The organism is Ramlibacter sp. (assembly GCF_041916345.1).
Lineage (GTDB): Bacteria > Pseudomonadota > Gammaproteobacteria > Burkholderiales > Burkholderiaceae_C > Ramlibacter.
Window position 1 is genome coordinate 1 of record NZ_JAYRZR010000083.1, and the last position, 18,021, is coordinate 18,021.

Sequence of the window (18,021 nt, forward strand, 5' to 3'; positions counted from 1 at the left end):
TGCTACGTGCTGGACGAGCCCACCATCGGCCTGCATGCGCGCGACAACCAGATCCTGCTGGACGCGCTGCACAAGCTGGGCGACAAGGGCAACACGCTGGTGGTGGTGGAGCATGACGAAGACACCATCCGCCGCGCCGACCACATCATCGACATCGGTCCCAGCGCCGGCAAGCGCGGCGGCCAGCTCATCGCGCAGGGCACGGTGGCGGAGGTGACGGGTGCGGAAGGGTCGCTCACCGGCCGCTACCTGCTGCACGCGATGAAGCATCCGCTGCAGGCACGGCGCGGCGCAGGGGACGGCGCGCTGCAGCTGCGCGGCGCCCATCTGCACAACCTGGCGAAGGTGGATGTCGAGGTGCCGCTCAAGCGCCTGGTGGTGGTGACCGGTGTGTCCGGTTCGGGCAAGAGCACGCTCGCGCGCGACGTGCTGCTGGCCAACGTGCAGGCGGCCGTGCAGCAGCGCAGCACCAAGGCCGGCCGCGACGCCGATGATCGCGGCAAGCGCCCGGCGTGGGTGGGTTGCACCGGGCTGGATGGCTACCAGGCCATCGACCGCGTGCTGGAGGTGGACCAGACGCCCATCGGCAAGACGCCCCGCTCCTGCCCGGCCACCTACATCGGCTTCTGGGACACCATCCGCAAGCTGTTCGCCGACACGCTGGAGGCGCGCGCGCGCGGCTACGGGCCGGGGCGCTTCTCCTTCAACACCGGCGAGGGCCGCTGCCCGCTGTGCGAGGGCCAGGGCGTGCGCACCATCGCCATGAGCTTCCTGCCTGACGTCAAGGTGCCGTGCGAGGCCTGCCATGGCGCGCGCTTCAACCCCGAGACGCTGGCCGTCACCTGGCGTGGCCGCAACATCGGCGAGGTGCTGCGCATGGAGGTGGACGAGGCGGTGGAATTCTTCGCCGCCATGCCCAACATCAGCCATCCGCTGCAGCTGCTGCGCGACGTGGGTCTGGGCTACCTCACGCTCGGCCAGCCCTCGCCCACGCTCTCCGGCGGCGAGGCGCAGCGCATCAAGCTGGTGACGGAGCTGAGCAAGGTGCGTGATGACGTGACGCGCCGCGGTCAGAAAGCACCGCACACCCTGTACGTCCTCGACGAACCCACGGTCGGCCTGCACATGGCTGACGTGGAGAAGCTGATCCGCGTGCTGCATCGCCTGGTGGATGGCGGTCACAGCGTCGTGGTGATCGAGCACGACCTCGACGTGATCGCGGAAGCCGACTGGATCATCGACCTGGGCCCCGAAGGCGGCACAGCCGGCGGCCGTGTGGTCGCTGCGGCGCCGCCGGAGGCGGTGGTGGCGCTGGGCACGCACACCGGGCGCGTGCTGGCGCCGGTGCTGGCGCGCTCGTAGGCTGTGGTGCCACCTCAGCGACCCCCAAGCGCTGGGGTTCCGCTTCGCTCCACCGCGAGCCTACGGCGCTGCTGCCGCAGAGAACAACCCCTCGCGTCCGGCTCGCCACTTGCGGGTCAGCCTTGATGAAAGTCAACGCCCGCCACGAGTGCAGGGCTAGAGTCTGACTGCACGGACACACAAGAGGAGCAGTCGATGAAGCATACGTTCCGCCTCGCGCTGGCATTGGCATGGGGTGTTGCCGGCGGGGCATCCAGCATGGCGCAGCAGCCGGCTGCCGCGAGCCCTCCGCTGTTCACATCCAGGCCGATCATCTCGGCCCCGATCACGGGGGACGATCGCAAGCAGATGATCCTGATGTCCGTCGCCATTCAGCCCGCGGGCGCGGTGCCCATGCATACCCATCCCGGCGACTGCGTCGGCACCGTGGTCGAAGGCGCCGTGGAGCTGCTGGTGGAGGGGCAGGTGCCGCGCCGCGTGACCGCGGGCGAGGCCTACAGCAATCTCCGCGGCACGGTGCACGGGTTCCGGAACGTGGGCGACACGCCGGCGCGGCTGGTCAACAGCCTGGTCGTCGACAAGGGCGCGCCCCCTGTCGTGCCGGTGGCGACCCCCGGCAAGTAGGCTCGGGCCTGTCCTGCGGGTCGCCGTCGGGACTGGCGGGAGCGTAAGCTCCGCCGCATGCTGACCTTCCTCAACGACCGGCACGCCCTGCACCACGGCCGGCAGGAGATGTTCCGCGGCGAGCTGGTGCCGTGCTTCGAGGTGCCGGATCGCGTGGACTTCGTGCATCGTGAGCTGGTGGCGCGCGGGATCGGGCCGGTGGTGACGCCGGCGGTCTGCGACGACGCCTGGATCACCGCCATCCACCAGCCGCGCTATGTGGCCTTCCTCGCCGGCGCCTGGGCCGAATGGATCGCGCTCGACCCCGCCAACGCCGCGCGCGACGCGCTGCCGTCCTACTGGCCCATCCGCGGGTTCCGTTCGGACGTGGAGCCGCAGCCCTTCATCGCCCGCCTGGGCCTGTACTCGTTCGACGCCGGCTCACCGCTGACGGCGGGCACCTGGACAGCGGCACGCCACGGCGCAGACTGCGCGGTGGCCGGCGCCAACGCGCTGCTGGCGGGCGAGCGATCGGCCTTCGCACTGACGCGTCCACCCGGGCATCACGCGGGGCCCGACTTCTTCGGCGGCTACTGCTTCCTCAACAACGCCGCCATCGCGGCGCAGCGCCTGCGCGCCGGTGGCGCCGCGCGGGTGGCGGTGCTCGACGTGGACTACCACCACGGCAACGGCACGCAGGCGATCTTCTACGACCGCGCCGATGTGTTCTTCGCCAGCCTCCACGGCGATCCGCGCACGGAGTACCCGTACTACCTGGGCCATGCCGACGAGCGCGGTGCCGGTGCCGGCCTGGGATTCAACCTCAACCTGCCGCTGCCACGCGGCACGCCCTTCGCGCGCTGGCGCGAGGCGCTTGGCGAAGCCCTGCGCGCCATCGCGGCCTTCGGCGCGGACGCGCTGGTCGTGTCCCTTGGCGTGGACACCTTCGAGGGCGATCCGATCTCCGGCTTCCTGCTGCAGGGCGATGACTTCCTGCGCGTGGGCGCCGACATCGCCGACAGCGGCCTGCCCACGCTGTTCGTCTTCGAGGGCGGCTATGCCGTGGCGGAGGTGGGCCGCAATGCGGTGAATGTGCTGGAGGGGTTCAGTCAGCGGGCGGCATGACGCGTCGCGCCGCCAGCACGGCGCGCGCCACCTCCGCAAACCCCGCGCCGCGCTCCCCCTGCGTCACATAACGCGGCTTGTGCGCGAGCTGCGCCTCGAAGCGGCGGATGTTGGCCACGCCCACGCTGTGGGCGAAGTGCTCGAACATGCGCACGTCGTTGGTGGAGTCGCCCACGTAGGCCCAGCGGTGCAGTTCGGCCTCCAGGTCACGCTGCAGCAGCTCCCGCACGATCCAGCGCGCGCCGGCCAGCTTGTCGTGCTGGCCGAACCAGCCGTTGATGTGGATGGAGCTGACGGTGGCCGTCATGCCCTCTTCGCGCATCAGCGCCACCACGCGGTCGATGCGGTCCTGCGGCAGGTGGGTGAACTCGCTGTGGTCGATGGCGATGTCGGTCTCGCGGCCGGGGCTGTCCTGCGCCAGGCTGGCGCCCGGCACCTCGCGCACGATGCGCGCGGCCACCTGCTGCATGCGCTGGTAGTTCCGCTCACGCGTGGCGGTGTCCTGCGTGTAGAGCTTGTGCAGGCCGCGCGGCGGCTCGTGCACCAGGGCCACCGCGCCGTTCTCGGCCACGATGGCATCCACCGGCCAGTCGCGCGCGAAGGGCTCGCTCCAGCCCACCGGCCGGCCGGTGATCGGGATCACGTGCAGGCCGGCGGCAGCCAGGTCGGCCAGGGCCTGCAGCGCGTCGGGCGTGATCGCGCCTTCGGTGGTGAGCGTGTCGTCGATGTCGGTGAACACGCCGATCAGCCCGGCACGGTCGGCCACGGGCCACGCGGCCAGCGGCTGCATGGCGGCGCTCATGGCGTGCGCAGCACGCGGCCGGCCCACGCCGGCAGGCGCGGCGTGACGGCCTGCGCCGTGGGCGCGGCACTGCGCAGCAGGGCCGTGGTGCCCGCCGGACAGGCGCCGCTGTCCATGTGCGAGAGGGCCGCGTTCAGCAGCGGGTCCGTCGCGCTGCCGGCCAGGATGGCCGGGCTGTCCGCCACGCGGCAGGTGGGCTGCATGCCGGCGGTGTAGTCCCCGAAGCCCTTGGCGTTGTAGCCCTGGAACTCGATCGGGAAGTAGGCGTAGCCGCAGTTGTCCTGGCGATGGAAGCCGAACGGCTTGCCGCAGGTCGTCTCGCCGATCAGGATCACTTCCACATCGATGCCGCGCAGGCTGTTGATGATGGATTCGCTGGAAGAGCAGGTGCCGCCGCTGGTGAGCACGTACAGGCGCTTCAGGTTGAGCTGCGGCAGCTGCGTGCCGCGCGCGTAGCGTGACTCGGCGTACTGCAGCCGGCCCGAGAAGCGGAACACCGCGTCGGCGCTCTCGGCCTCGCGCTTGTCGTTGTAGCGCAGCGACTCGAACACCAGGTTGTCGCTGACGGGGCCAGTCACCATGGAGGCCGCGGCCAGCGCGATGTAGAGGAAGCCGCCGCCGTTGTAGCGCAGGTCCAGCACCAGATCCTGCACGCTCGCGTCACGCACCTGGCGGAAGGCGTCGATCAGGTCGTCCTGCGAGCCCTGCGAGTGGTCGTTGAACTGGATGTAGCCGCTGCGACGCCCGGCCGGGCTGGTGACCACCTTGACCTGTGGCACGGCGCTGGATTGCGCCTGCAGCAGGCTGGTGGCGGACTGTGCCTGGGCGATCGGCACCGCGGAGCTGTGGCGGTCCCTGGGCAGGCCGTTGGCGTCCGGCGTGGTGACCAGCAGCGCATGGAAGTAGTCGGCCACGCCGCCGTACAGGGCGGGGTCGACCTGCGGCACCTCGCGGTACCAGAGGTACACCTCGTTCAGGTAGCTGCGGACGAAGCGCTTCTGGTCGGCCAGGCTGCACTGGCCGGCGTAGGTGGAAGAGGGCAGCAGGCTGCTCGTGTCGTCCGGCGGCGGCGGGACCGTGCCGGTGCTGCCGGTGCCGCCCCCACCGCCGCCGCCACAGGCAGCGAGCAGCAGGGCAGCCAGCGCACCCGCCGCCAGGGAACGGGCGCCGCGAAGGGGACGGGGCAGGCGGAGCATGGTCGGGCGGCGGCAGGCGCGTGGTGACGGTGCCCGCATTATTGCCCCGTCGAATGACGGGGCGTCAGCCCGCGCGTTCCAGCGCCAGGCCGGCGTGCTCGCGCAGCAGGTGGAAGTGGATCTTGGGAAAGCGCTCCTGCGCCAGCCGCACGTCGTAGGGGGAGGTGCACAGGAAGGCCAGCGCGTCGGCCGCGTCCAGCGCCAGCCGCTGCGGATACGCGTCGGTGAAGGCCTTCAGCTCCGCCGGCGTGTCGGCGGTGATCCAGCGCGCGCCGGTGTAGGGGCAGCTTTCCAGCCGCACCTCGCAGTCGTACTCGGCCTTCAGGCGGTGCTGCACCACCTCGAACTGCAGCTGCCCCACCGCGCCCAGCAGCACCGGGCCGCCCACGTGGGGCCGGAACACCTGGATGGCGCCTTCCTCGCCGAGCTGGGCCAGGCCCTGCTGCAGCTGCTTGGTGCGCAGCGGGTTCTTCAGCACCACCACCTGGAACAGCTCGGGCGCGAAGAAGGGCAGGCCGGTGTACTGCAGGTTGACCGAGCCGTCGGTGATGGTGTCGCCCAGCTGCACGCCGCCGTGCGTGGTGAAGCCGATGATGTCACCGGCATAGGCCTCGTCCACCGCCTCGCGCCGCTGCGACAGGAAGGTCACCACCGAGGTGGGGCGAAGCTCTTTCGCAGTCCGCTGCACCTTGAGCTTCATGCCCGGCGTGTACTTGCCCGAGGCCATGCGCACGAAGGCGATGCGGTCGCGGTGCGAGGGGTCCATGTTGGCCTGCACCTTGAACACCACGCCGGAGAAGGCCTCGTCCTCCGGCTGCACGATCTTCTCCACCGGCTGCCGGTTCACGACCACGGACGACTTGCGCGGCTGCGGCGAGGGCGCCAGGTCCACCAGCGCATCCAGCACTTCCATCACGCCGAAGTTGTTGACGGCGGAGCCGAAGAACACCGGCGTCTGCTTCGCCGCGAGGAACGCGGCGTGGTCCCAGGTGGGGGAGGCGCCGGCGGCGAGCTCCATGCTGTCGGCGGCGGCCTCGTACTCGGCGCCGAAGCGTGCGCGCAGCGCCTCGGCATCGGCCAGCGGCAGGGTGTCGAAGTCCTGCGGGCGGCGCTCGCTGCCGGACTCGAACACCGTCATCGCCTGCGTGCGCAGGTTCATGATGCCGCCGAAGTGCTTGCCCTGGCCCACCGGCCAGGTCATGGGCACGCAGGGCATGCCCAGCTCGCGCTCCACCTCGTCCAGGATGTCCAGCGGCTCGCGCACCTCGCGGTCCATCTTGTTCACGAAGGTCAGGATGGGCGTGTCGCGCTGACGGCAGACCTCGATCAGCCGGCGCGTCTGCGCCTCCACGCCGTTGGCCGCGTCGATCACCATCAGCGCCGCGTCCACCGCGGTGAGCACGCGGTAGGTGTCTTCGGAGAAGTCCTTGTGGCCCGGCGTGTCCAGCAGGTTGATCACGTGGTCGCGGTAGAGCATCTGCATCACCGAGCTGGCCACCGAGATGCCGCGCTGCTTTTCGATCTCCATCCAGTCGCTGGTGGCGTGGCGGCTCGCCTTGCGGCCCTTCACCGCGCCGGCGATCTGGATCGCGCCGGAGAACAGCAGCAGCTTTTCCGTCAGCGTGGTCTTGCCCGCGTCGGGGTGGGAGATGATGGCGAAGGTGCGGCGGCGCCGGGTCTCGGCGGCCAGGGGCGATGCGGACAAGGGAAGCTCCGGGAACGGGTCGCGCGGGCCCGGGCGGCAGGGCCGCCGGGCGGCGAACCCGCTATTGTGCCTGCCCCCGGTCGGCCGTGGCGGACCTCAGGGCAGCTTCGACTTGTACGGCTCGGGGATGCGCGCCAGCAGCGCGGCCCGCTCGGCGTCGTTGGCGGCAGCCATGGCCTGGCGGTAGGCCTGCAGGGCGTCCTCGGCCACGGTGCCGGCCGGCGCGCGCTGCGCCAGCGTCTGACCGATCAGGTACAGGCTGCCGGCCTTGTATTCCGGGAAGCGCTCGGCCCGCACGCGCAGGATGGCGATGGCGGCGTCCGGGTTCGGCACGCGGGCCGCGGCACGGTAGCTCATGTCGACGATGTAGCGCTGCTCCGGCTCGGTCAGGGCGGTCAGGTCCTTGATCATCTCCTGGCCCACCGCCAGCGCATCGCCGAACGCGCCACGCTTGTACTCGTACACGAACCGCGTCAGCGGCAGGCAGGGCGAGCGCGGCCGGTCCTTGCGCAGCTTGTCGATCAGCGCGCCGGATTCGGCGAACTGCGACAGGTCGGCGTGGGCGCGCGCCAGGTTGCACTGCACCTCGGCCACGTAGGGGCGGGTCTCCAGCATCACATTGCTGATCCACAGCATGTTGCGCGCGTCGCTCAGCGCGCCGTAGGCGTTGGCCACCTGCATCAGGTGCACGCCATGGTCGGCAAAGATGTCCAGGCCGCGGCGCAGCTGCTCGGTGGCCTCGGCGTGGTAGCGCTGGGCTTCCTGCGGCGACAGGCCCGGGCTCTTGGGAATGCCCAGCAGGATGCCGGTGGCGCGGTGCACCAGGTAGCTGGAGCGCAGGCCCTGCACCGACAGCACGACGGCCACCACGACCAGGGCGATCGCGGCCCAGCGGCCCGCGGTCCAGACGCCGCCGCGCAGCGCCTGCGGCGCCACCGTGCGGTGCGCGCCCAGCGCCAGCATGGCGCCGAGGGCCATGGCCAGCAGCAGCACGGGCGGCGCCTGGTGCAGGGGCAGCCCGGTGCTGCCCACCAGCCCGAAGCCCACCACGACCAGCACCGCCGTCACCCGCATCCACGCCTGGTCGGCACGGCCTTCCCGCAGGTCCCGCAGGGCGCCGCGCAGGGCCTGCACCAGCAGCGCCAGCAAGGCGGCCAGCGCGACCCAGGCGAGCAGGCCCAGCTCCGCCACCAGCTGCAGCGGCTCGTTGTGGGCCATCCAGATGTATTCGGTGTCCAGGTCGTCCGGCAGGTACAGCGGGGCGACCGTGTTCCAGGCGCCGCCGCCCACGCCCAGGATGGGGTGCGCCGCCAGCATGCCGCGGCCGGCCGACCAGACGGAGACGCGGCGGCCGAACGAGGTGGTGCCGGTGTAGTGCCCCGGCGCCGCCAGCAGGATCAGGCGCGAGCCGGCGCGCGCCAGCGCATTCAGGCCGCGGGCGCTCTCGCGGTGTTCCTTGATGATGGCGGCGTTGCTCGTGGGCACCCAGCCCAGCGTGCCCACCACGAGCAGGGGCGCGGCGACGGCGGCCGCGAGTGCGCCGCGCGTCCAGCCGGCCAGGCCGCCACGGCGGCGCACGATGGCGACGACGACCAGGGCCGCGAGCAGCTCGATGATCACCGTGGCCATGGCCGCGCGGGTGCCGGTGCAGAACACGGACAGCACGATCAGGCCCACGCCCGCGCCGCGCAGCAGCACCGAGCGCAGATCGCCGCGGCTGGTCAGCAGCCACAGCGAGAACGGCAGCGCCACCGCCACGTATTCCGCGAACAGGTTGCGGTTGCCGAAGTTCGAGCCCGGCGCCGCGGTGGAGGGGAACCAGGAGACGCCGAACCAGAATTCCACCAGCGCCAGCACCGCGGTCACCATCGTGCCCCAGTGGATGGCCCGCGCGGCCCAGCCGAAGGTGCCGGGCCCCAGCACGTTGAGCGAGACCCAGACGACGATGGCCACCAGCAGCCAGCGCAGGCCTTCCATCACGGCGGTGCTGGCCGGGGCCCAGAAGGTGCTCACCATGGAGAGGGCTGCCAGGGCCAGCGGCACCAGCACGAACAGGTGCAGCCGCAGGGGCACGTCGCCCTCGCGCCGGCGCCACAGCAGCAGCGCCAGGCACACCGTGGCGAACAGGGCGGCAGTGGCCGACTTCAGCACGTCGGGCAGCACGAACTGGCCTGGTGCGCCGATGGCGGCCGTGACGAAGGCGCCTGCCGCGAGCCACCGGGCCACCGCCTCGTCGCGCGGGGCTTCGGGCTCGGGCGACAGGGCAGCGGCGGGGGAGGGGGACGAGGCGGCGATGGTCATGAGGGCCGGTCAGTCGAGGGCAACCCCGCATCTTAGTGGATGCCTCGCGGCCTGCCCGGCCGTGGGCCTTCCGCAAGGCCGACGAGCGGCGGCCCACTTCTTGGGGCGGGGTTGACGGGGGTCAAGCCGACCCGGCCGGCGGGGGCATACGCTAGCCCCCAGACTGAAGCAACTCAAGGAATGGACATGAGCAGCATCGCAGAGCGTCCCCACGCCCACGGCACCTTCGTCGTCGAGTGGCGCGACGGCTTCAAGATTGGCCTGGCCCAGGTCGACGCCGAGCACCGCCACCTGTTCACCCTGGTGAAGTCGCTGCACCACGACAACGTGGACGCCACGCTGGGTGAGCTGCTGGACTACGTGGTGACCCACTTCACCAACGAGCAGGCGCTGATGGAGGAGAGCGGCTTCCCCGATTTCCACCAGCACCTGGCCCTGCACGAGGCCTTCAGCTCCCAGGTGGCGGATTTCCTGTCGGCCAGCGACGAATGGACCGAGGACCGCGTGCAGGAGCTGCGCCGGTTCCTGAACAAGTGGCTGGTCGGCCACATCCTGACGCATGACCTGCGCTTCGGCCGCTGGTATGCCGAGCACAAGAAGCAGCCGCCCGCCCCGGTGTCCGCCCCGAGGCCCAAGGTGGGCTGGTTCGACCGGCTGCTCGGGCGCGGGTGATCGCTGGGATTTCGCTTCGCTCCATCGCCAGCCTACAAGGAGCACCGGTGTTCTCGGGGGCTGGGCGTTCGCGCCGCGTGATCGCTGGGATTGCGCTTCGCTCCATCGCCAGCCTACGGTGAGGCTGGCGGGTTCGGTGTTCTCGTAGGCTGGGGTGCAACCCCAGCGATCGCGCCAGCGCCTGCCTCACGCGCCCCGCGCAGCCTGCTGTTCCAGCCACGTGATCGCGGCCAGGCCGCACACCACGGCGAACCACAGCCCGGCCAGGCGAATCGCCACCGCAGCCACCAGGCCGGTGGCGACGGCCACGCCTTCCAGCGCCAGCAGCGCCACGATCGCGGCTTCGGTCGTGCCGATGCCGCCCGGCAGCATGGAGGCGGCACCGGCCAGCATGGCCGTGGGCAGCACGGCCCACGCCGTGGCGGCCGGCAACACCACCGACAGCTGGCCCAGCAGCCACACGAAGGCGCCGATGGCCACGCCCCAGGCCGCGAGGCCGAACGCCAGGCCCACCAGCAGGTCCAGTGGGCGCACCCATTGCAGGCAGGCCTGCAGCCCTCTTTGCAGCGTGCGCAGCAGCCGCGCCGGCAGGCGCTGACGCCGCAGCCGCAGCCAGGCCGCAGGCCGCCCGAGGTGCCGCGGCCGCCGACCCAGCCAGACGATGGCCGCCAGCCCGCAGGCCACGAAGGCCGCGAGAAAGCCGAACAGCCGCGCGTCGCGGACACCGGCCGCCGCCAGCATCAGCAGCACCAGCAGATCGAGCGCGCGCTCGAACACGAACACGCCCAGCACGGTGGCCGGTGGCACGCCCATCGGCCCGAAGTAGCGGATGCGCACCAGCTCGCCCAGCTTGCCCGGCGTGGCGGTGAAGGCGAAGCCGGCGAGATAGGCCAGGAACCCGCGGCCGCGCGGCGTAGCGTGACCAGCACGACCCAACAGCCAATGCCAGCGCGCGTGCCGGAGCGACCAGGACAGCACGGAACTCGCCGCCAGCAGCGGCAGCAGCGCGGCCACCTGCGGCAGCCGGCCGAAGACGTCATTGCGGGCATCGGCCCACACCAGCAGGCCGATGTACAGCGCCACGCCGGCCGCCGCGATGCCCAGCGTCCGGCGCGTCTTCATCGGAAGCTGAAGTGCTTGTGGCCCAGGTAGCTGGTGAACACCGGTACCACCACGCCCACCGCGTGCGCGATCTCCTCCACGAAGCGCGTCACGCCCAGGGCGGGCAGTGCCCAGTAGGCCAGCGCCATGCTGATGACCCAGGTCTGCGCCACCGCCAGCACGTTGACCGCCACGAACCACAAGGCCGACTGGTGCACGGCCTGCTTCGACTCGGTGAACACGAAGGCGCGGGCCAGCAGGAACGCAGTGGCCATGCCGATCAGGTAGGCCACCACCACCGAGGTGCCGAAGCCCAGCCAGGGTGTCAGCAGGATGCGCGAGCCGAAGTTCACGGCCGCGGCGATGCCGCCCGTCACCAGGAAGGCGATGAACTGGCGCGAACGGAAGGCAGCGATCACGCGGCGGCGGCCTTGCGGGCCATCATGCGGCCGAAGCCGATGCTTTCGGAGATGCCGCGGTCCTCGGGGTAGTAGTACGAGGTGTCCGCGACCCACAGGCCGCCCACGGACTGCTCCCAGGGCGGCAGCATGTCCAGGAAGCCCGGCGGGCACACCGGCTGCGCGTGGCGGTAGCGGCTGGCGCGGATGGCGATGAAGTCGTCGTCGGTCAGCGCCGGGTTGATGGTCTTCAGGTAGCGCCGCACCTTGCCGGTGAACACCTCGTCGCCATCGGCGAACTTGGGGTGCTCGCCCGGCATGTAGAAGGGTACGTAGACGATGTGATGGTCCAGCGGACGCAGGTTCGTGTATTCCACCAGGCCGGGGATGTCCATCTCCGGATCGTTCACGTTCAGCCAGAAGTTGGGCGTGACCGAGCGGCGCAGCTTGGCGATGACGCACACCACCGCGATGTTCTTCAGCGCGCGGTACTTCGCCAGCAGGGGCTCGGGCAGGTCCGGCAGCAGGCGCGGCACGTAGGGCAGCGGCACCGTGCTGATCACCTTGTCGAAGGCCTCGAAGCCCGCGGCCGTCTCGATGCCGGTCACGCGACCGCCCGCCAGCACCACGCGCGTGGCCGGCGTCTTCAGGCGGAACTCGCCGCCGTGCTGCTCCACGTCGGCCTTCAGCGCCTGCAGCAGCGTGCGCGAGCCGCCCTCCAGGAAGCCGAGCTTCTCCTTCATCAGGCTGTAGCGCGAGCGGCCGATGCGGCGGATGCGGCTCCAGATCCAGGCGGCCGAGAGCTGGTTCGCCTGGTCGTAGAACTTGTAGTCGAAGAGGCGCCGCCACAGCACCTCCCACGCTTCGTCGCCCACCCAGCGGCGAATCCACGAAGTGGCCTCCACGGCGTCCAGCGGCTTCCAGTTGTCGCGCTTGGTGCACAGGAAGGCATGCAGCGCGTAGCGGAACTTGGCCACCCAGCCCAGGCCCTGGAAGGTGAGCAGCGCCACCGGGTTGCCCCAGGCCTGCAGCCGGCCCTGGTACCAGTAGCCCATCTTCGTGGCCGTCCAGTGCATCTTCGCGCCCAGGCCCAGTTCGTCCAGCACCTGGAGGAAGGCGTGGTCGGAGATGCAGTGGAAGTGGTAGTAGCGCTCGATCTCCAGGCCTTCGAAGTCGAAGGTGGCCGTCATGCCGCCCACGCGGTCATCGGCCTCGAACACCACCGGCCGGTGGCCGTCGCGAGCGAGCTGGTAGGCGACCGCCAGGCCCATGGGACCGGCGCCGAGCACGGCGATGCGTTGAGGCGTGGTCATCAGAACTCCAGCACCACCGAGCTGTACTCGGGGTCGTTGAAGGTCTCGTGGATGGCCTGCGCGAAGGGCGTCGCCTGCACGCCGAAGATGCCCGGCCAGTCGATGACCTCGAACTCGTCGTGCGCCACCAGCGCCTTCAGCTGGTCGGCGGTGAAGGGCGGGTTGCGGTCGAACAGGGCCCAGGTCTTCAGCAGAACGTAGAACAGGCCGTAGGGGATCTTCACGATCAGCGCACCGGCACGCGTGGCGCGCTTGATCTCGCGGATGATGTCGATGTAGTCGATCTTCTCCAGGCCCGAGATGTTGAACACCTCGCCGGTGCGGCGCTGCTCGATGCAGCTCACGATGATGCGCGAGAAATCCGAGGCATAGAGCGGCTGGCGCATGTAGCGGCCATCGCCCGGGATCGGGAACACCGGCACCTTCTTCATGAAGCGCGACAGCCAGCCCAGGTGCTTGCGGTCGAACCAGCCGAACATGAGCGTGGGCCGCAGTACGACGCAGGGAATGCCCGACGCAAGCACGATTGCCTCCTGCTGCTTCTTGGTGTTGGTGTAGTGGTCGTTCGCCACCGACTTCACCACCGAGGAGCTGATGTGCACCAGGTAGGGCATGCGCGGGGCGCGGCGCATGGCGGCCAGCACGTGCTCGGTGGAGGTGATGTTGTTGCGCACGAAGGGCTCGGGGTTGGGGTCGCCGATCTGTGCCTGCAGCATCACCACCGCGTCGGCGGCCTCGATGTGCTGTTGCCAGGGGCCGGGCTCGGCCAGGTCCGCCTCTTCCACCACGATGTCCGGGTGCAGGCGGCGCAGCACGGCGAGGTTGGCGCGGTGCTTGTCCAGCACCACCAGGTTGGCGTAGCCATGGCGCTTGAGGTGCGCCACGAGGTTCTGGCCCACCAGCCCGGCGCCGCCAGGCAGCACGATCTTCACGTTCTTCATGTTCAGGGTCCGTCCTTCACGGCGATGGCCGACCATTCGCCCCAGCCCGCGCCGCCGTCGGTGAGGGTGAGGGTGAATTCGGCGGGCAGGTCCGGGTGGTCGAAGACGAGGGCCACCCAGTCCTGCGCCACCGGCAGCAGGCCGGCGAAGCCGGGGGCCTCTTCAACGCGATAGCGCTGGTGGGCGGTGACCGGGCCGGTGCGCAGATGCAGCGCGTCCCCCCGCTTCAGGCGAAGGCGCAGCGTGCCCATGTCGGCATCGCCCGTCACGACGCTGCCGATCACGCGGAAGCCCGCCACCTGGGTGCGCTGGAAGTCGGCGCCGGTGAAGCCGTCGTTGGCGAGCACGGCCGCGGGCGCCACCACCGGGGACCGGCTGGCGGCCGCCTGCACGCTGAAGGGCGGGCGCGGCAGCGGCTTCGGTTGCCCGGTGCAAGGTGTCTCGCCGGCGGCCGCGAGCCGCAGCGCCGTATAGGCCTGGCTGGCCAGCACGTAGCCCTTGAAGGGCCGGCTGTCAGGGCCCTGGCCCACGTCGGGGCCGGGGCGCTTGCGCAGATCGCCCGCCAGCGCCTGGCCCGCCACCGTGCCGTCTGGCGCGACGAAGCGCACGCGGTCGATCGCGTTCTCGCCAGCGGCCACGCCGATCCAGCCGCTAACGCGCAACCAGCGTGGATCGAGCGGCACGGGGGCAGCTTCCACGAGGACCGCGCGGCAGGCCGCGGCCGGCAGCGGGCCGGCGGGCTGCCCGATGGCGGCGCCAGCATCCCGGAAGCGCTCGCGGCCGAACACCGACCAGTTCTCGCGCACCGCACGGTCGGTGGCGGCCAGCGCCCAGTCGATGTTGAAGTGCACGAAGCGGATCTGCTGGTCGTCCCGCACCCGCAGTTCCAGCCCGAGGGCGGCCACGTCGCGCTCGAACAAGGTGTCGCGCTGCGACTTGCGGGCCTTCCACTGGTGGGTGGTCAGCGCCAGCGCGAGGATGATGAGTGGCCACACCACGACATGCCGCCACTGCGCCAGCGCGCGAAGCAGCGGCGGCAGGTAGAGCGCGATCACGCCCATCCAGGCCATGAGCGCCGGGGTGGTGTACCGGCTGGCCGTGGCCTGCTGCAGGCCGAAGATCAGCCGCCCGCCGCCGGTGCCCAGGGCCGTGCCGCCCAGGTACAGCAGGTAGGTGAGCACGGCGAGTTCCAGCGCGTGCTCACGCGGGGCGCGCAGGGCCACCCACGCGCGCGCCGCCGCCAGCCCCACCAGCACCGCGCCGGCGGCCTGGCCGACCGCCAGCGAGGTGCCGCCCGCCAGGTGCAGGAAGGGCGCGCCCAGGTAGAGCAGCACGTACTGCAGCAGCGCCACCGGCTGCTGCAGCAGGGCCTGGCGCACGCTGCCGTGGCCGGGCGTGGACTGGTAGCCATGGAAGTACAGCGCCAGGCAGGCGGCGGCCAGCAAGGCGAGCACGCCCACGCGCCGCCAGCCCATGCGCAGCACGACGGCCAGCGCCACCATCACCGGCAGCGCGATCACGCCACTGGCCATGGTGCCGATGCACAGCACGCCGGTGACGCAGGCCAGCGCGAAGTCGCGCTTCGCCTGCGGCCGTGGCAGCGTGGCGCGATACAGCAGCCACAGCGCCAGCAGCGGCAGCCACTGCGCCAGGAAGAACTGGCTCTGGAAGCCCCAGCTGAAGTTCTCCCACTGCATCCAGGAGAACAGCGCCATCAGCACCAGCAGCGTGATCAGCCGCAGCGGCAGGGCCGGCGCATCGGGGCCGGCGCGTTCGCGCAGGATGGCGCGCCAGGTGAGGAAGGCGCCGAAGGCCAGCAGGTAGTTGGTGGCCAGCAGCAGCACCTGGTTGCCGTTGAAGACGGCCAGGTCCACCCAGAACAGCAGCCGCGCCAGCACGATGCGGTGCTCGTTGTGCAGCGCCCACCATTCCTTCCAGTGCCCCTCGCTCACGAGCTGATAGAAGTGCAGGTAGCCATGCCACATGTCCCAGAACGGCACCGGCGAGTAGCTGCGCACGGCGCCCACGGCCGCCAGCAGCAGCACGAGGGGCGCGCACAGGTACAGGGTGGCCTTGGCCACCGTCTCGCGGTCCAGGCGCATGGGCTTCAGATGTCCATGCGGTTGAACACGAACCGGGGCAGGTGGCGGATCACCAGCATGATCAAGGCCCACTTGCCGGGTGCGTAGACGACGGGCTGGCCCCGTTCGGCGCCGCGCACGATGGCGGCGGCCACCTCGTCGGCGTCGGCCAGCTTCGCGCCCTGCGCCTTCAGGTGCGCCGTCATCGCCGTGTCGGTCGGGCCGGGCTTGACCAGCACCACCTTCACCGCGCTGCCGGCCAGCGCCAGGCGGTGCTGCAGGCCCTGTGCGTAGCGGGTCACCAGGCCCTTGGCGGCGCCGTAGATGTAGTTGGACTTGCGGCCGCGGTCGCCGGCCACCGAGCCCAGGATCACCAGCGTGCCGGCACCGGCCTGCTGCATCGGGCCGACGAAGGCTTCGGCGAACAGGATCGGCGACAGGCCGTTGAGGTCCATCGCGGCTTCGGCCTGCGCCAGGTCCGCCTGGCACGCCGCCTGGTCCGGCAGCGAGCCGTGGGCGATGAGCACCGTGTCGGGCACGCCTAGCGCCAGCACCTGGTTGACCAGGGCCTGCACGTTCGCGGCGCCGGTGAACTCGCCGGTGAGCACGTCGATGCGGGTGCGCGGCTGCCGCACGCGCAAGTCGGCGGCCACAGCCTCCAGCCGGGCGGCGTCGCGCCCCACCAGCAGCAGCCGTTCCACCGGCTGCGCGAGCCAGGCCCGTGCGCAGTGCTGGGCAATGCCCGAGGTGGCGCCGACGATGACGAGGTGTCGCGGGGCAGGCACGTTCAGTTCTCCAGCACGCGGCTCGCGAAGGCCGAGCGGATGCCCGGATCGCGCAGCCGCGAGAAAGCCTCCAGCCGCGGATAGCCGCGCCGGAACAGGGTGGGGGGCATGCGCGCGTCCTTGGCGGGGTAGATGCGGCCGCCCGCCTCGGCCACCACCGCGTCCAGCCGGTCCAGCAGGGCCGTGGTGCGCGCGCCGTGATTGGGGAAGTCCAGCGCCAGCGTCACGCCGGGCTGCGCGAAGCTCAGCAGGCCCGGCGCCTGCCGCTCGCCGAAGGTCTTGAGCACGGCGAGGAACGAGCCTTGCCCGTCCGCCGCGATCTCGCGCAGCAGCGCACCGATGGCGCGCGGCCCATCGGCGCGCGGCACCACGCACTGGTACTGGTAGAAGCCGCGCGGGCCGTAGATGCGGTTCCAGTGCAGCACGTGGTCGAGCGGGTAGAAGAACGGCTCGTAGTGCACCGCCTGCCGCCCGCGCTGCCGGCTGTGCCACTGGAAGTACGCGGTGTTGAAGGCGACCAGGCTGGCGCGGTTGATCAGCGAGATCGGTGGGACCAGCGGCACGGCCTTGCGCCGATCGGGCGGCAGGCGCCCGGGTGTGCGGCCGTGGTTGGCGCGCATGAACAGGCCGCGCGGCGAGCGGCCGTCGCCGGTGCAGTCGATCCACGACACGGTGTATTCCCAGTCGGCCTCGCTCGCATCCGACAGCGCGAAGAACTCGTCCAGCGACCGGTAGGGCAGCGTCTCGGCCTCCAGCCAGGGGCCGTCCACGCGCCGCAGCTGCAGCGTGGCCTCGGTGATGACGCCGGTCAGCCCCAGCCCGCCCACGGTGGCGGTGAACCAGTCGGCGCGGTCATCAGGCCCGCATTCGATGACCTCGCCGTCGGTGCGCAGCAGCCGCAGCCGGGTGACGTGGTCGCCGAACGAGCCCAGGCGATGGTGGTTCTTGCCGTGCACGTCGTTGGCGATGGCGCCGCCGACGGTGACGAACTGCGTGCCCGGCGTCACCGGCAGCATCCAGCCGCGGTGGCAGAACAGGCGCTGGATGTCGCGCAGCAGCACGCCCGCTTCGCAGGTGAGCAGGCCGGTCTCGGCGTCGAAGGCGATGAACTTGTCCAGGCCGCGCGCCAGCCACAGCGTGCCGCCGGGGGTGAGGCACACGTCGCCATAGCTGCGGCCCATGCCGTACGCGAGGCCGGGTGCTGCTTCGCCGGGCAGGCGGCGCAGGGCGCGATCCGCCAGCGGCTGCACGCGATGCGGCCAGGCCGCGAGCCGGCCCCAGGAGCCGATCTCTACCATGGCAGGCCGACGCTGCCCAGCAGCAGGAAGACACCGAAAACGACGCCGGCCACGAGGCTGGCGGGGTCCTTGAAGGCGAAGACCAGCGGGTCGTCGTGCATCTGGCCGCGGGCGGCGCGCAGCCACATCCAGCTGACCCAGAACACCATCACCGGCACCGTGCCCCAGGCCAGGTGCGGCGTGCGGTACAGCAACTGCACCGACTCGTGGTTCAGGTAGAGCGCGAGCACCACGCATGCGGTGTAGCCGGACACCACGCCCAGCGTCTGCACCAGCGGCAGATCGGAGGTGAGGTAGGCGCGGCCATGCGCGCGTGTCTGCCCCGAGCTGTGCTGCAT

The 18,021-nt window shown here is 71.1% G+C and carries 14 protein-coding genes and 2 pseudogenes; 4 read left to right on the top strand and 12 right to left on the bottom strand.

The window, feature by feature from the left end:
• The 3 genes and pseudogenes from ACE3T5_RS17265 to ACE3T5_RS17275 form a co-directional block, all read left to right on the top strand.
• A pseudogene (locus tag ACE3T5_RS17265) lies at positions 1–1,362 on the top strand (excinuclease ABC subunit A); the annotation flags it as partial.
• Positions 1,363–1,557: 195 nt separating this feature from the next.
• Entirely contained in the window at positions 1,558–1,986 is a 429-nt protein-coding gene (locus ACE3T5_RS17270; protein WP_374669337.1) for a cupin domain-containing protein, read from the top strand.
• Positions 1,987–2,043: 57 nt separating this feature from the next.
• Complete coding sequence (locus ACE3T5_RS17275) at positions 2,044–3,090, top strand: histone deacetylase family protein (RefSeq protein WP_374669338.1); 1,047 nt, start codon at positions 2,044–2,046, stop codon at positions 3,088–3,090.
• Here ACE3T5_RS17275 and ACE3T5_RS17280 read toward each other — a convergent pair.
• The 4 genes from ACE3T5_RS17280 to ACE3T5_RS17295 all read right to left on the bottom strand — a co-directional run bounded on the left by ACE3T5_RS17280 (position 3,071) and on the right by ACE3T5_RS17295 (position 9,094).
• Positions 3,071–3,880: an HAD-IIB family hydrolase gene (locus ACE3T5_RS17280; protein WP_374669339.1), complete on the bottom strand. Its 810-nt coding sequence runs from the start codon at positions 3,878–3,880 to the stop codon at positions 3,071–3,073. The genes ACE3T5_RS17275 and ACE3T5_RS17280 overlap by 20 nt on opposite strands.
• Positions 3,881–3,888: 8 nt before the next feature.
• Positions 3,889–5,088 (bottom strand): S41 family peptidase, encoded by a 1,200-nt coding sequence (locus tag ACE3T5_RS17285; RefSeq protein WP_374669340.1) that lies wholly within the window; start codon positions 5,086–5,088, stop codon positions 3,889–3,891.
• A 64-nt stretch (positions 5,089–5,152) separates the two neighbouring features.
• Positions 5,153–6,793, bottom strand: coding sequence for a peptide chain release factor 3 (locus tag ACE3T5_RS17290; RefSeq protein ID WP_374669341.1), 1,641 nt, complete (start codon positions 6,791–6,793; stop codon positions 5,153–5,155).
• A gap of 96 nt (positions 6,794–6,889) precedes the next feature.
• Entirely contained in the window at positions 6,890–9,094 is a 2,205-nt protein-coding gene (locus ACE3T5_RS17295) for an O-antigen ligase family protein (protein ID WP_374669342.1), read from the bottom strand.
• Between the two features lie 186 nt (positions 9,095–9,280).
• Here ACE3T5_RS17295 and ACE3T5_RS17300 point away from each other — a divergent pair, with 186 nt between their 5' ends.
• Positions 9,281–9,766: a bacteriohemerythrin gene (locus tag ACE3T5_RS17300; RefSeq protein WP_374669343.1), complete on the top strand. Its 486-nt coding sequence runs from the start codon at positions 9,281–9,283 to the stop codon at positions 9,764–9,766.
• 186 nt (positions 9,767–9,952) lie between these two features.
• Here the strand turns inward: ACE3T5_RS17300 and ACE3T5_RS17305 are convergent, their stop codons facing one another.
• The 8 genes and pseudogenes from ACE3T5_RS17305 to ACE3T5_RS17340 form a co-directional block, all read right to left on the bottom strand.
• Entirely contained in the window at positions 9,953–10,888 is a 936-nt protein-coding gene (locus tag ACE3T5_RS17305) for a YbhN family protein (protein ID WP_374669344.1), read from the bottom strand.
• The gene (locus ACE3T5_RS17310; RefSeq protein ID WP_374669345.1) at positions 10,885–11,286 is read right to left on the bottom strand and encodes a GtrA family protein; all 402 of its coding nucleotides are present in this window, start codon (positions 11,284–11,286) and stop codon (positions 10,885–10,887) included. Before ACE3T5_RS17310 ends, ACE3T5_RS17305 begins: the two co-directional genes overlap by 4 nt.
• A complete protein-coding gene (locus tag ACE3T5_RS17315; protein WP_374669346.1) occupies positions 11,283–12,578 on the bottom strand; it encodes an NAD(P)/FAD-dependent oxidoreductase in 1,296 nt (431 codons plus the stop codon). The genes ACE3T5_RS17310 and ACE3T5_RS17315 overlap by 4 nt, the downstream gene beginning before the upstream one ends.
• The gene (locus ACE3T5_RS17320) at positions 12,578–13,519 is read right to left on the bottom strand and encodes an NAD-dependent epimerase/dehydratase family protein (protein ID WP_374669347.1); all 942 of its coding nucleotides are present in this window, start codon (positions 13,517–13,519) and stop codon (positions 12,578–12,580) included. The genes ACE3T5_RS17315 and ACE3T5_RS17320 overlap by 1 nt, the downstream gene beginning before the upstream one ends.
• Positions 13,520–13,521: 2 nt before the next feature.
• Positions 13,522–15,621 carry a hypothetical protein gene (locus ACE3T5_RS17325; protein ID WP_374669348.1) on the bottom strand — a complete coding sequence of 700 codons (2,100 nt, stop codon included), beginning with the start codon at positions 15,619–15,621 and terminating at the stop codon, positions 13,522–13,524.
• 5 nt (positions 15,622–15,626) lie between these two features.
• The gene (locus tag ACE3T5_RS17330; RefSeq protein ID WP_374669349.1) at positions 15,627–16,385 is read right to left on the bottom strand and encodes an SDR family NAD(P)-dependent oxidoreductase; all 759 of its coding nucleotides are present in this window, start codon (positions 16,383–16,385) and stop codon (positions 15,627–15,629) included.
• A gap of 2 nt (positions 16,386–16,387) precedes the next feature.
• Entirely contained in the window at positions 16,388–17,683 is a 1,296-nt protein-coding gene (locus ACE3T5_RS17335) for an FAD-dependent oxidoreductase (protein ID WP_374669350.1), read from the bottom strand.
• Positions 17,677–18,021, bottom strand: a pseudogene (locus tag ACE3T5_RS17340) (hypothetical protein); the annotation flags it as partial. The pseudogene ACE3T5_RS17340 and the gene ACE3T5_RS17335, both read right to left, overlap by 7 nt.

Coding starts and splice junctions, on each gene's coding strand:
- ACE3T5_RS17280 (WP_374669339.1), bottom strand. CDS start 3,880: ATGCAGCCGCTGGCCGCGTGGCCCGTGGCCGACCGTGCCGGGCTGATC.
- ACE3T5_RS17275 (WP_374669338.1), top strand. CDS start 2,044: ATGCTGACCTTCCTCAACGACCGGCACGCCCTGCACCACGGCCGGCAG.
- ACE3T5_RS17315 (WP_374669346.1), bottom strand. CDS start 12,578: ATGACCACGCCTCAACGCATCGCCGTGCTCGGCGCCGGTCCCATGGGC.
- ACE3T5_RS17300 (WP_374669343.1), top strand. CDS start 9,281: ATGAGCAGCATCGCAGAGCGTCCCCACGCCCACGGCACCTTCGTCGTC.
- ACE3T5_RS17325 (WP_374669348.1), bottom strand. CDS start 15,621: ATGCGCCTGGACCGCGAGACGGTGGCCAAGGCCACCCTGTACCTGTGC.
- ACE3T5_RS17270 (WP_374669337.1), top strand. CDS start 1,558: ATGAAGCATACGTTCCGCCTCGCGCTGGCATTGGCATGGGGTGTTGCC.
- ACE3T5_RS17295 (WP_374669342.1), bottom strand. CDS start 9,094: ATGACCATCGCCGCCTCGTCCCCCTCCCCCGCCGCTGCCCTGTCGCCC.
- ACE3T5_RS17305 (WP_374669344.1), bottom strand. CDS start 10,888: ATGAAGACGCGCCGGACGCTGGGCATCGCGGCGGCCGGCGTGGCGCTG.
- ACE3T5_RS17320 (WP_374669347.1), bottom strand. CDS start 13,519: ATGAAGAACGTGAAGATCGTGCTGCCTGGCGGCGCCGGGCTGGTGGGC.
- ACE3T5_RS17335 (WP_374669350.1), bottom strand. CDS start 17,683: ATGGTAGAGATCGGCTCCTGGGGCCGGCTCGCGGCCTGGCCGCATCGC.
- ACE3T5_RS17285 (WP_374669340.1), bottom strand. CDS start 5,088: ATGCTCCGCCTGCCCCGTCCCCTTCGCGGCGCCCGTTCCCTGGCGGCG.